We start from the raw sequence: 12,582 nt of genomic DNA, 5'->3' as shown, positions 1-12,582 counted from the left end.
ATAGCAGCCGCTCTCTTTTATACGTTACTCATCCTTCCGAGTAACCCAACTTAAACTATACAAGTCTTTACGGCGGTCTTTTAGGTTTCTTACGCTGCCAGCAGTGTTCAGGTCCTTCAGCAAGTCCAGGTCCAAGTCGGCAATCAAAGTCATCTCCGTGTTAGGGGTGGCTTCGGCAATCACGGCGTCGTGCGGGAAGGCGAAATCGGAAGGGGAGAAGACAGCGGACTGAGAATACTGGATATCCATGTTCTCCACCCTCGGAAGGTTACCTACACTGCCTGTAATAGCCACATAACACTCATTCTCGATAGCTCTGGCCTGGGAGCATAGCCTTACACGCAGGTAAGCATTTTTGGTGTCCGTCCAGAAAGGCACGAACAGGATTTTCATGTCCATGTCCGACAGCATACGGGCCAGCTCCGGGAACTCCACATCGTAACAAATCAGGATACCAATTTTACCAATATCAGTATCAAAAATCTTAAGTTTATGGCCCCCACGCATACCCCAGTAGTGCGATTCGTCTGGCGTAACATGTAGCTTGTACTGCGCATCATAGGTGCCATCTCTGCGACACAAGTAGCTGACATTGTAAAGCTTATTATCGTAATACTCCGGCATACTACCGGCAATAATATTGATGTTGTAGGATAAAGCGAGCTGTACCATGCGCTCCCGAATCTCTTCGGTATACTCTGCCATACTTCTGATCGCTTCCGAAGGGGATTCCTCGTTTGTCAAGGCCATTAAAGGCGCATTGAAGAACTCCGGGAACATCACTATATCTGACTTATAGGAACTTACCGTATCCACAAAGAATTCTACCTGCTGCATAAAGTCATCCAGGTCTTTCACGGCACGCATCTGCCACTGCACAATACCAATGCGAACTACCGTTTTGCGCCCTCCGATAAGCTTTTCCTTCTCCTCAAAGTATACATTTATCCATTCTAGCAGCGTTGCATACGCTTTAGAATCTGTATCGTCGGGAAGGTAACCTTTCAGGATGCGGCGCACATGGAAGCCGTTACTCAGCTGAAATGAAAGCACTGGGTCCGAAAGCTCCTTGTTACGCACCATCTCGATGTACTTGGCAGGCGTAAGCTTGTTAGAGTAATCTTTATACCCAGGTATGCGGCCACCGGCTATGATGCCACGCAGGTTCAGTTTCTCGCATATTTCCTTGCGTGCATCGTAGAGGCGGCGGCCAAGACGCAGGTTGCGGTACTCAGGGTGCACAAACACATCAATGCCGTACAGCGTGTCTCCGTCAGGGTCATGCGTTTTAAAGGAGCCTTTGTCTATGATCTGATCATACGTATGCTTGTCGCCATACTCGTCATAATCAATAACCAAGCTAAGCGCAGCGGCAACCACTTTGCCGTTGTCTTCAATACAAATCTGCCCTTCCGGAAACTTCTTCAGCAGGTTTGAGAACTCTTTGCGGGTCCAGGCGCCATCAATGCTGGAGTACACAATCTCCATGATCTCCTTAACCTCTTTGTAATCCTTTAACTCTAGCTGACGCAGCAGCAGTCTATGCTCAAAACTTGTTTCTTCTTCTTCACTCATTACTTAATGGGATTTTATACTTAAGGGTGTATACGTAGTTATAGTATAGTTTTGATATAATATATCCGCAGCACCAGATAATACAAGATGCTTACTGCAAATTAAGTAAAAAAGCGCAGTTTCGAGGCTGCGCTTTGTCTTCTATAGTATCAAAACCTGCTTTATACTTCTATCTCAGGTACTTCACCCTCTACTATAAGATTTCCTGCGGTAGCAGCCTTAATATCTTCCACTGATACGCCTGGAGCCCGTTCTAAAAGCTTAAAGCCGCCGTCCACAACTTCTATTACCGCTAAATCCGTCACAATCTTTTTCACACAGTTAAGGCCGGTGATGGGAAGAGTACATGATTGTAAGAGCTTAGAAGACCCATCGCGGGCAGTGTGCTGCATGGCTACTATTATATTTTTGGCTGAGGCCACTAAATCCATGGCGCCGCCCATACCTTTTACCATTTTGCCCGGAATTTTCCAGTTAGCGATATCACCGTTCTCTGATACCTCCATGGCGCCAAGTATGGTCAGGTCCACGTGCTCTCCCCGGATCATGCCAAAGCTTTCTGAAGAGCTGAAAATGGAGGAGCCCGGCAGGGTGGTGATGGTTTGCTTGCCAGCGTTGATGAGGTCTGCGTCTACATGCTCTTCGGTAGGGAAGGGGCCCATGCCCAGCAACCCGTTCTCCGACTGCAGCACCACCTCCACACCATGCGGAATGTAATTAGCCACCAACGTAGGAATACCGATGCCTAAGTTAACATACATGCCGTTTTTTACCTCTTTCGCGATCCTTTTCGCTATTCCGTGTTTATCTAAAGCCATATTGTTCTGATTTAAGCAGTTCTAACTGTACGCTGTTCGATGCGCTTTTCATACTTCTCACCCTGAAAAATGCGCTGCACATAAATACCAGGCGTGTGAATCATATTCGGGTCGAGCTCGCCGGCTGGCACGAGTTCCTCTACCTCGGCTACCGTTATTTTTCCGGCTGCTGCCATCATCGGATTAAAATTGCGTGCAGTGCCTTTGTAGATCAGGTTGCCGGCTGTATCACCTTTCCAAGCTTTTACAAACGAGAAGTCGGCTTTCAGCCATTCTTCCATGAGGTACATTTTACCGTTAAACTCCCGGCTCTCTTTGCCTTCACCCACCTCTGTGCCATAGCCGGCTGGGGTGAAGAAAGCTGGAATGCCCGCGCCTCCCGCACGTATACGCTCAGCCAGGGTGCCTTGCGGAATCAATTCCACTTCCAGTTCGCCACTAAGCAGCTGGCGCTCGAACTCTGCGTTTTCGCCTACGTAGCTGGAGATCATTTTCTTTACCTGGTGCTTCTGCAGCAGTAGGCCGATACCGAAGTCATCAACGCCTGCATTATTAGAGATGCAGGTCAGGTTGTTTACGCTCAGGCGCAGCAGCTCCTGAATGGCATTTTCCGGGATGCCGCACAGGCCGAAGCCTCCTAGCATAAAGGTCATACCGTCCTGCACTCCCTCAAGTGCCTCCTGGGCGTTTTTAACAGTTTTATTTATCATAGTAGTTAATATGGTAGTGTTGTTTGATTAAGCCATGGTAGCTTAACAGATGTTATGGGTTTGTAGGTAATTTAGATATAAAAATAGGCATATAAAAGTATGGCTATCCCTTTTTCGGGTGAAATAGCGTAAAGGTTAGGCGAAATCTAAAGCGCCAGGTTTCTAACAATGTTCGAAAATTTTTATACTTTCAACGCAGCCTGTAAAGCAGCAAGCCAGCCTGATCATGATCGGGCTGGCTTGCTGCTATTTAAATTATGAAATCAGAATTAATGCTGATTCAGGATCTCCTGTGATGCTTGCTTATCTTTTTCCAGTTGCAGTTTTAAAGCATCCAGCGTTTCAAACTTACGCTCTTTACGAAGCTGCTCCACAAACTGCACCGTTACTGTTTTGCCGTACAGATCTCCATCAAAATCCAGCAGATGAACCTCCAAGGTTAGCTGCTTACCCTCTACTGTGGGGCGCAAACCGATGTTCATCATAGCCGGGTAACGATCCTCATTTATACTTGCCCACACGGCGTAAACCCCGTTACCAGGTATAAGCTTATGTGCAGGAGGCAAGGCTAAATTAGCTGTAGGATACCCGATGGTGCGGCCAATTTTATCGCCTTCCACTACCACAGAGGTTAAGGTATAAAGCCGCCCTAAGTAGCTGTTCGCTGTTTCAAGATCACCACTTTCCAAGGCTCTGCGGATTTTTGTGGAGCTTACTCCTACATCATCCACATCCTGGCGGGGAATTTCCTCTACCTCAAATCCGTATTGCGCTGAACGGGTTTTCAGATGCTCAAAACTTCCTTCTCTGTTTTTCCCGAAACGATGGTCGTAACCGATCACCAGCACTTTTGTGCTGATAGCCCGCACAAGAATATCTGTAATAAAGCTGCGGGAGGAGGTACGCGAAAACTCTTTGGTAAATGGGATGATCAGCAGGTAATCAATGCCAAAGCTGCGGAGTTGCTCGATGCGCTCTTCTATAGTAGAAAGCAGCTTCAGGTCATTATCTTCCGGGAAGAGCACGAGGCGCGGGTGCGGCCAAAAAGTGATGACCACGCTCTGGCCATTGCTTTGCCGTGCGAGTTCAATTACGCGGCGAAGTATTTTCTGATGACCAACATGCACGCCATCAAAGGTGCCGCTGGTTACCACTGGGTGGCTCAATTGCGGGAAATCAGCTATATCACGAATTACTTCCATCCGTTTCCTCCAGCTGTTTTTTTCTGATGGCAATAATATCGTCAATGGTGAGCGCGTCTTCTAACTTATACACGCCGATGCGGGTGCGCTCCAGTTTAGATAAATGCGCTCCCACACCAAGCTGCTGACCAAGGTCGTGTGCCAGACTGCGAATGTAGGTGCCTTTGCTGCATACTACTCTAAACTCTACTTCTGGTCCATTTATGCTAATAATATCAAAAGCTTGAATGGTTACAGTGCGCGACTTGAGCTCCACTTCTTTGCCTTTACGAGCAAGATCATATGCCCGCTTACCATCTATTTGTACGGCAGAGTAAATAGGAGGTATCTGCTCTATCGTTCCTACAAAAGTCCGGGCAGCTGCCTTTATGTTTTCCTCAGTCAGGTGGCCGATGTCACGGGTCTCTGTTACCTCTGTTTCACGGTCATAAGAAGGCGTGGTTTCACCCAGACGGATAACACCGGTATATTCCTTCTCCTGCCCCTGAATCTCATCGATGCGTTTGGTGAATTTGCCGGTGCAAAGTATAAGCAGGCCAGTGGCCAAGGGATCCAAAGTGCCGGCATGGCCGACTTTCTTTACGCGGATAGTATTGCGCACTTTCTTCACCACGTCGAAGGAGGTCCAGTCTAGTGGTTTATTTATAAGTAGTATTTCGCCGGCGGCAAAATCGTATTGCATAGTTATACTTTTAAATCAACACCCATAGCAAGCAGCGCCAGTAACGCCACACCCACGGCAATTCTGTAATAGCCGAACACCTTAAAGCCATACTTTGTCAGGAAGCTGATAAAGAAGCTGATTGCTGCCATAGCCACAAAGAAGGCCACTACATTTCCTACCAGTAGCAGCTGCAAATCGCCGGGCTGTATTACTTCAAAGCTGTTGGATATTTTAACGAGGTCAAACTCCAAAAGATCAGAAATCTCAAGGCCAAGCAAATCAGTCAGGAGCTTGTAAGTAGCAGCAGCCAGCATGGTAGGCACAGCCAGGAAGAATGAGAACTCTGCCGCCGCTTTTCTGTCGATGCCTTGCGCCAGACCGCCGATAATAGAGGCGGCAGACCTGGAAACACCCGGAATCATGGCCAGGCACTGCGCAAAACCTATCAGGAATGCGTTTTTGTAGCTGATCTCGGTGTTAGTTGAATTGCGGAACCACTTATCAACGAAAAGAAGCACAACACCTCCCAACACCAGCATTAAAGCGGTGATCAGCACACTTTCCAGCATGCTGTCGATGATATCATTGAAGGCAAAGCCAAGTATAGCTGCAGGTATAAAGGCAACGAACAGCTTTAGGTAAAAGTCAAAGCCCTGCACGAATCGGCGCCAGTACAGCACCACAACAGAAAGTATGGCTCCGAACTGTATGTTAACCGTGAATATCTTTGTTATCGGCAACTCGTTAATGCCCATCAGGCTAGAGGCGATAATCATGTGCCCGGTTGAGGATACCGGTAGGAATTCTGTCAATCCTTCAACAATGGCTAAGATAATAGCCTGCCAAATACTCATTTATTGCTGCGTTTTGTCCTTAGCCATTATGGCAAAAAATTCGATAGCGAAGCCTGCCAGCACAACCAGCGGACCTAGTGTGATGCCTAAGAAACCTAAACCGTAAGGTTCGGTGTCCAGCGTCATGATAAAGAAGCCAAGAGCCAGCACGGCGATGCCAGCCAGCATCAGAACATAGTTCTTTTTGCCAAAGGCGAGGTTGTTTTTATTTTCCTCCATAGTATTAGTATAGTTCGTCTAAAGACATGCTCAGGTACTTGCGTACGGAGCGGTAAGAGCTCATAAAGCCGATTATCAAACCGAGCACCACCAGGGCGCCCATCAGTATGTATGTCTGCTCATCGTTGCGCAAAAGCTGTAGCTCCGTAATCTCTGTATAAGCATATTGCATTAAGCCAAAAAGCAGGGTAGAGGCCAGTAAGCCGCTCACAATACCCTGCCAGGCGGCTCTGTTCAGGAATGGGCGCTGTATAAAAAATGAGGTAGCGCCAACCAGCTGCATACTTCTGATCAGGAAGCGCTGCGAGTATAAGGCAAGCTTTATGGTGTTGTTGATCAGGATAATGACAACCAGCACAAGTATGGCTGCAAAGCCTAATAAGATGATGCTGATTTTCTGGATGTTCTCGTTGATGGATTCTATCAGGCTCTCCACATACTGCACCTCATACACGCCATCTACGTCCTCCAGGTCTAGTTTTATACTCTTAAGCATAGCTGAGCTGGAGTGGTCGGCATCTATACGGAGCACATAGGCATCACGTAGCGGGTTGTCACCTAGAAAGGTCATGAAGTCTTCGCCGGTCTCATCCAGAAAAGCTTTGGCACCTTCCTCTTTAGACACATAACGTACCTGGGCTGTATCGTGCTGGAAAGCGATGTATTCTTTGGACGCAAAGGTTTTCTGCAGGCGCACCAGCTGTACCTCCGTTAGGTTACGGTCCAGGTAAACTTGCATTTCTATACTTTCTTTTACCTTTTCCGAAAGCTTTTCGGCATGGATCAGCAGTAGCCCAAATACGCCAATAACAAACAGCGCCAGCGTAATGCTAAACACTACCATCAGGTGAGGGTAATTTCCTAATTTTTTCTTCTTGATGTGTTTTACTTTCGTCGCCATAGCTTTGCCTTGCTCACAAAATTAGAAATATATTTCACAAAAGCGCAGGCGTGAGGTACAAAGCCCCGAAAAAAGGCATGCCATACTTTATAACTCCAGCCGCGGGTCAGAGTCAAGTATAATGCGGTCCCGTTCCATTTCAAGGCGCTGCTGCCGTCGCGCGCGCTTCTCGCTCCCAAAAAGCTCCCGAAGGTTATCAAAACGCTTGGTGTGCAGCAAACTTATACTTTGGCTTTGGGTAATGCGGCCGGTATAAATGTTTGGGGTAGAGTTATACTCCAGTCGCGCCCGCAGCTCACCTGTCTGCGAAATGTAGTAATCGAGCAGCCAATCGCCGACATAGGCATTGCCGCGCACATCGTCAGTGGCGCCGCCAAAGCCAGTCTCATTGGTAACACGCAGGCGTCCCTGAAAAAACGTATAGCTCAAGCGCACCTGCAGCGAAGCAAGCGCATCCTCCCCGATAATGCCCAAGCCAATATCAACTTCAAGGTTACTGTCGATGCTGTTGAAGAAGGTATTCAGCTGGCTTGAAAGCAGGCTTCCCAAGCTACCACCTACGGCTCCGGCTCCTACGCTGCTATCGAAGGCAAGGGTGCCCTGTGGGGAAAGCCGCTGCAATACCAGCAGGCTGAAGACCTGGCGGTTCAGCTCACTTTCATCGCTTTTGATAGAGTTAATAACAGAGTATAGAGACGTCTGCACCTCCTGCGGCAGCTGCTCAAAGCTCAGGCCAAGCTGTATCTGCGGTGTAAGGAGAGGGCCGCGAAGGTCAATTACAGCTATAACAGGATACCGGCCCGTTAAATCTGAAAAGCCAGGAAAATTGGTGAAAGAGGCCATCTGTGTATAGTTGGCTCTGATATCCATGACACCGGCGGTAGGATCTCCGTTCCAGGTGATGGTGCCGCCCGGTACCACTTTAAACTCCCGGGTTACCAGGCCTTCCAGAAGGTTCAGGTTGTAAGCACCTTCCGTAATTTCAAAGGTACCGTACATGTTGAAGTCGCCGCGGGTATCAATCGTCATCTGTATATCACCGTTGCCAGAGCCTCTAATGACATCGCCCGTTGTACGGTCAATAATTATTTCGAAATAAGCATCGTCTGTTACATCCAGGTTAAAATCCAGGTTGATGCCCGAGAGGTCCACTGTGCTGCTTTCTGCTTCTACCTCCACACCTGTGCCGGATTCTGGATTTTTATTGACAAACCGAATGAAATCCTTACGTGATACATCTGTTTGGTAATCAAGCGGAAGCACTATGCGTGTGTTCGCGTCGCTTCGCGCATCTACGTTTACCTGCAGGTTTTCAGTGGGGCCAAGTACGCTGGCGGTGCCCGTGGCGAAAGCCGTACCATAGAAAAGCTCGTTTTGGGTTTCCGTGGTGTTGAGAACCATAAAGTTACGGTAACGCGCCTCCATGTCGATCACCATGTTCCGGAAACCATCGTGGGCTATACCTCCCGATACGGTTGCTTTGTTGCCGAACAAGTCCTGTAGCTGCGCATTTCGGAAGCTGATGCTGTTGGGTCCAAAGTAGATGCGGTCGGAGAAGCGGTAGGTCGTATTAAGGTAATCAAACGTAAACTGGCCGTTGGTTACCATCACAGAGCCTTTAAGCACAGGAGCGCTCAAGTTACCGAGCACTCGGATGCGGCCTTCCATATCACCACCCAAATCTGAAAATAACCCTCGCAGCACTGGTTCTGTCAATTTTAGGTTTGCCTGGTCCAGCACGGCCAGCAGGTCTAGCTGATCTTCTTCGGCTTGCGGGTTGTAGAAGCCGCTAAGCGCCAGTACCTTCTTTTCATCGCGCTGAATACCTAAATCAACAGAGGCCCGTTGGTTGGCTTTTGTCCAGTCCGTGCTGCCTACCACGTTTCCGATAAATACATTATCCAGGTAGAAAGAGTCTACTTGCATGGCTGCGTTTATTTTGGCCTCATTGTAAAGGTCTTGCGCAGTGAGTTGCGCCGTTACTTCCCCGGCTATTTTCATAGGCAGGAGTGGGTTCAGATTGTTAAGCTTGAAGTTCTCTATGTTCAGCACAAGGCGGCTGTCCGGATCTGCAGAAACAGTTCCTTCTGCACGAATTACCTGATTCTGGTTGGTGAGCGCGAAGTTCTCAAACACCAATCGGTTGCCTCTTTCACTGATGTATAAGGTGTTGCCAGGCACAAAAGCCCATATGTTCTGCTGTAGCGTTATATCAGACTCATCAAAGACAATCTGCACCTGGTTCTGCAGAAAATTCAGGTCTCCTGTTATCAGGGCGCGGTTGTTCTGCTGTGGCTGCCGTAAGCTGGTAGCAAACTGTATGGTGCGCTCGCTCCAGATGCCTTCCAGAAAAAAGTCCTCTGTTTTTTCTGCTCCCGGCAGTTCCTGCTGTTGTGATGTGAATAATGCTGCTGCCAACACATCTGCATTGTGAAGCAACTTGGAGGTGCTGATTTCGATATTATTACTAAATAAAGTATAATCCTCATAAAGTATAGTATCGATAGTGGCATAAAGCTCTAAAATGGCGGTGGCATCGTGTCGGAAAGAGCCTTCTACCTTAGAGCTGTCCGAAAAAACAAGCTCCGGCACAAATAAATCAAGTATGGGATTGGCGCGTTTTAAGTTGATAGTATAGTTAACCGCATACTCATCGGCTGTGCCTTTTTCTTTTCTATTATAGTAAGCCGCTGTGGCAACTGGATCGCTCTCAAAGTTAAGTTTATACTCCTGAACCAAGGTTTTTAAGTCGGCGATGAGGGTGGTATAGTCAAAGTTGCCGTCAATATGCAGGTCGAGCAGGTTTGAAAACAGGTTCAGTCGGCGCTGCCCTTCAGCAATATCCGATTCAACCAACATAGAGTCGAGCGACAGGCTCTTGCCCTGATAGCTAACAAAGGCGCTGTCAAAGCGAGCCGTGCCTTCAAAGTCATCCAGTCTTAAACCCTTAAAATTTAGATTTGCATTGGCGCTTAATAACAAAGGTTCATTACTCAAGTTTAGCGCCTGAAAGTTGATGCGCTCCAGATCAGCTCTCATGTTGAAGGCTTTTCGATCTTCGGCTAGATTTATTTCGCCGCTTGCGTTAAAGACAAGGTTCGGGTCGTTGATAGTGACATCCCCTACAAATACCTGTTTCTGTAGCACCCCATCGGCGTTAATATTCTGATAGTTATACCCCAGCAACTGCACTTGCCTGATGGCAACATCAGCTTTTACATTGGCTGTGCTCAGGGTAAAGCCTGAGCCTTGCAGCCGGCCGCTCATGGAAATTGTCTTAATCTGCTCCTCCGCATCCAGCAGGCGGCCCAGGTTAAAGCCGTTGGTTGTTACAAAGCCGCTGTAAGAAGAGGTGCGGGTGTCGTCGTCGATCTTCAGGTTTATATCGGAGCGCAGGTTGCCAAGCGCCGTTCCAAATTCACCGTTGGCAACAAAGTCGTTATAGAAACCAAGAAAACGCCCCTCCAGTTGTACGGTGCCCAACCGGTTTGCTATACGGAAAGCTTCCTCAGGCAAGAACTGCCGGAGATCCTGTGCGCTGATAGTAGAGGGCTGAAGCCTGAGGTTGGCAAAAGTCTCCTCAAAATTTGGTAGGCCATCGGCGCTGATATTGCCTACAATGTGTGTGTTGCGGCCATACTCCAGGTCTACGTCTGTGGCAGAAAAATTAGTAACGATGCCTTTTAGCTTGAGGGAGTTTACTTGCAGGTTCTCATCATATTCGCGGATTTGAGGGGCAAAGACGGCAATATCCTGAGAAAATAATTTGCTGTTCTGCAGGTTGGCCGTCATACTGACACTATCCACAAAATCAGGGAAGTTACTGAAAGTGCTGTAATCGAATCGGATATAGTTTTGCAGGTTGCTCTTGTTCAGCTGCAGGTCAAGTTCGTCCCACTCCCAGAAGGTGGCAGCATAGGTCATACGCGTATCCAGGTTGTGCAGGCGCGTGTTGGAGTTGGCTTCAAAAGCCTGCAGGTCCGTTACACTTACCTGAAGCGTATCGCCGAGCTGTAACTCATTAAACCGGCCGTTCAGGTTGGTAATGGCCAGATGGCGGTAATCCATTCCGTACTCCGCGCGGGGGTAATTAAAATCATCATAGGCAAAGCTGCCGTTCTTAATGATCAGCTCGCCCAGTTCAAAGTTAAATGGAGTAGAAGCTTTTGTGGTGTCTTTCACAAAAAGCTGCTGCATAGCGCTGATAAAGGAGCTGAGGTTTAAAGAGTCGCTGCCTTCATACTTTACCAGGTTGGCGCGAGGCTCCTCCAGTTCCAGTGAACTTATACTTAGGTTGTTCGGGGAAAAGATAGAGAAGGCGTCTATAGCCGCCTCGGCCCGACCCACATAGAAAAGCTGCTGCTGGCGGTTATCTTTTACCTCTAGCTGCTCCAGAACCACCTTGCTGAAAAACTCAATGTCTACCCGGCTAACGCTTACCTCGTGTTTGGTGGCATCGGAGAGGTAAGTTGCCACGCGCTGCGCCACTTCCGTTTGCACCCCCGGAAAGCGAATAGCGACAAAAACAGCCGCAAAAAGCAGTAAAAGGAACAGGAATAGCCCCAAAACTATTTTTAGAATAGCTTTTCCTATAACTTTGAAGTAATTTGTTGACTGTTCTTTTTCCAAAGATGACCGAACCTACAATCTTAGCGATAGAATCTTCTTGCGACGAGACCTCCGCCGCGGTAATCCGTGGGGGCAAGGTATTGTCTAATATCGTAAACACACAAGCCGTGCACGAGCAATATGGCGGTGTTGTACCAGAGCTTGCTTCCAGAGCCCACCAGCAGAACATAATACCGGTGGTAACTCAGGCCTTGCTTACGGCAAATGTAACAAAAAGTGAGCTAAATGCAGTTGCCTTTACTCGCGGCCCCGGTCTTTTGGGTGCGCTGCTGGTGGGTTGCTCTTTTGCCAAGTCGTTTGCGCTTGGCTTAGGCATTCCTTTAATTGAGGTAAACCACATGCAGGCCCACATTCTGGCTCATTTCATAGATGAACCTAAGCCGCAATTTCCGTTCCTGTGTTTAACTGTGAGTGGCGGCCATACTCAAATCGTGCTCGTAAAAGACTACCTGGACATGGAGATAATAGGACAGACCACGGACGATGCCGTTGGGGAGGCTTTCGATAAAACAGCCAAAATGCTCGGCCTGCCATACCCTGGCGGACCCATGCTGGACAAAATGGCGGCACAAGGTAACCCCGATGCTTTTGAATTTCCGGTAGGTAACATGCCCGAGTATAATTACTCGTTCAGCGGTATTAAAACTTCTGTTTTATACTTTCTTAGAGATAAAACGAAGGGAAACCCGGATTTCGTACAGGAGAATTTAGCCGATATCTGCGCCAGCGTTCAGAAGACACTTATTAAAACGCTGCTCAAGAAGTTGAAGAAAGCCTCAACTGACTTGGGTATTTCTGAAATAGCAATTGCAGGTGGTGTATCGGCTAACTCAGGCTTACGTACTACACTGCAGGAGTATGCGTCTAAGTATAACTGGAATGTGTATATCCCTGCCTTTCAGTATTGCACCGATAATGCAGGCATGATAGCTATTGCTGCTCATTACCAGTACCTTAAAGGTGACTTTGCAACTCAGTATGTAAGTCCGGAGCCGAGGCTGAAGTTTTAA

The 12,582-nt window shown here is 48.0% G+C and carries 10 protein-coding genes; 1 reads left to right on the top strand and 9 read right to left on the bottom strand.

What is annotated here, in order from left to right; genetic code table 11:
• Positions 1 to 24: 24 nt before the first annotated feature.
• From Q1B04_RS07650 to Q1B04_RS07610, 9 genes are all read right to left on the bottom strand, one after another.
• Entirely contained in the window at positions 25 to 1,575 is a 1,551-nt protein-coding gene (locus Q1B04_RS07650) for a bifunctional GNAT family N-acetyltransferase/carbon-nitrogen hydrolase family protein (RefSeq protein WP_299757608.1), read from the bottom strand.
• A 161-nt stretch (positions 1,576 to 1,736) separates the two neighbouring features.
• Entirely contained in the window at positions 1,737 to 2,393 is a 657-nt protein-coding gene (locus Q1B04_RS07645) for a 3-oxoacid CoA-transferase subunit B (RefSeq protein ID WP_299757605.1), read from the bottom strand.
• An 11-nt stretch (positions 2,394 to 2,404) separates the two neighbouring features.
• Positions 2,405 to 3,103 (bottom strand): CoA transferase subunit A, encoded by a 699-nt coding sequence (locus tag Q1B04_RS07640; protein ID WP_299757603.1) that lies wholly within the window; start codon positions 3,101 to 3,103, stop codon positions 2,405 to 2,407.
• Between the two features lie 269 nt (positions 3,104 to 3,372).
• Positions 3,373 to 4,305 (bottom strand): bifunctional riboflavin kinase/FAD synthetase, encoded by a 933-nt coding sequence (locus Q1B04_RS07635; protein WP_299757601.1) that lies wholly within the window; start codon positions 4,303 to 4,305, stop codon positions 3,373 to 3,375.
• The gene (gene truB / locus Q1B04_RS07630; RefSeq protein ID WP_299757598.1) at positions 4,289 to 4,987 is read right to left on the bottom strand and encodes a tRNA pseudouridine(55) synthase TruB; all 699 of its coding nucleotides are present in this window, start codon (positions 4,985 to 4,987) and stop codon (positions 4,289 to 4,291) included. The genes Q1B04_RS07635 and truB overlap by 17 nt, the downstream gene beginning before the upstream one ends.
• Positions 4,988 to 4,989: 2 nt before the next feature.
• Positions 4,990 to 5,823 (bottom strand): undecaprenyl-diphosphate phosphatase, encoded by an 834-nt coding sequence (locus Q1B04_RS07625; RefSeq protein WP_299757596.1) that lies wholly within the window; start codon positions 5,821 to 5,823, stop codon positions 4,990 to 4,992.
• Positions 5,824 to 6,042: a DUF3098 domain-containing protein gene (locus Q1B04_RS07620; RefSeq protein WP_299757593.1), complete on the bottom strand. Its 219-nt coding sequence runs from the start codon at positions 6,040 to 6,042 to the stop codon at positions 5,824 to 5,826.
• A 4-nt stretch (positions 6,043 to 6,046) separates the two neighbouring features.
• The gene (locus Q1B04_RS07615) at positions 6,047 to 6,943 is read right to left on the bottom strand and encodes a permease-like cell division protein FtsX (protein ID WP_299757590.1); all 897 of its coding nucleotides are present in this window, start codon (positions 6,941 to 6,943) and stop codon (positions 6,047 to 6,049) included.
• A gap of 87 nt (positions 6,944 to 7,030) precedes the next feature.
• The gene (locus Q1B04_RS07610) at positions 7,031 to 11,509 is read right to left on the bottom strand and encodes a translocation/assembly module TamB domain-containing protein (RefSeq protein WP_299757588.1); all 4,479 of its coding nucleotides are present in this window, start codon (positions 11,507 to 11,509) and stop codon (positions 7,031 to 7,033) included.
• 65 nt (positions 11,510 to 11,574) lie between these two features.
• Here Q1B04_RS07610 and tsaD point away from each other — a divergent pair, with 65 nt between their 5' ends.
• Complete coding sequence (tsaD, locus tag Q1B04_RS07605; protein ID WP_299757586.1) at positions 11,575 to 12,582, top strand: tRNA (adenosine(37)-N6)-threonylcarbamoyltransferase complex transferase subunit TsaD; 1,008 nt, start codon at positions 11,575 to 11,577, stop codon at positions 12,580 to 12,582.

This window comes from uncultured Pontibacter sp., assembly GCF_947495565.1.
In the GTDB taxonomy this organism is placed as follows: Bacteria; Bacteroidota; Bacteroidia; order Cytophagales; family Hymenobacteraceae; genus Pontibacter.
This window is presented reverse-complemented; position numbering and strand designations above follow the sequence as displayed.

Excerpts from the sequence above, each read along its gene's own strand:
- Q1B04_RS07645 (WP_299757605.1), bottom strand. The coding sequence starts at position 2,393 with ATGGCTTTAGATAAACACGGAATAGCGAAAAGGATCGCGAAAGAGGTA.
- Q1B04_RS07625 (WP_299757596.1), bottom strand. The coding sequence starts at position 5,823 with ATGAGTATTTGGCAGGCTATTATCTTAGCCATTGTTGAAGGATTGACA.
- Q1B04_RS07640 (WP_299757603.1), bottom strand. The coding sequence starts at position 3,103 with ATGATAAATAAAACTGTTAAAAACGCCCAGGAGGCACTTGAGGGAGTG.
- Q1B04_RS07615 (WP_299757590.1), bottom strand. The coding sequence starts at position 6,943 with ATGGCGACGAAAGTAAAACACATCAAGAAGAAAAAATTAGGAAATTAC.
- Q1B04_RS07620 (WP_299757593.1), bottom strand. The coding sequence starts at position 6,042 with ATGGAGGAAAATAAAAACAACCTCGCCTTTGGCAAAAAGAACTATGTT.
- Q1B04_RS07650 (WP_299757608.1), bottom strand. The coding sequence starts at position 1,575 with ATGAGTGAAGAAGAAGAAACAAGTTTTGAGCATAGACTGCTGCTGCGT.
- Q1B04_RS07635 (WP_299757601.1), bottom strand. The coding sequence starts at position 4,305 with ATGGAAGTAATTCGTGATATAGCTGATTTCCCGCAATTGAGCCACCCA.
- truB (WP_299757598.1), bottom strand. The coding sequence starts at position 4,987 with ATGCAATACGATTTTGCCGCCGGCGAAATACTACTTATAAATAAACCA.
- tsaD (WP_299757586.1), top strand. The coding sequence starts at position 11,575 with ATGACCGAACCTACAATCTTAGCGATAGAATCTTCTTGCGACGAGACC.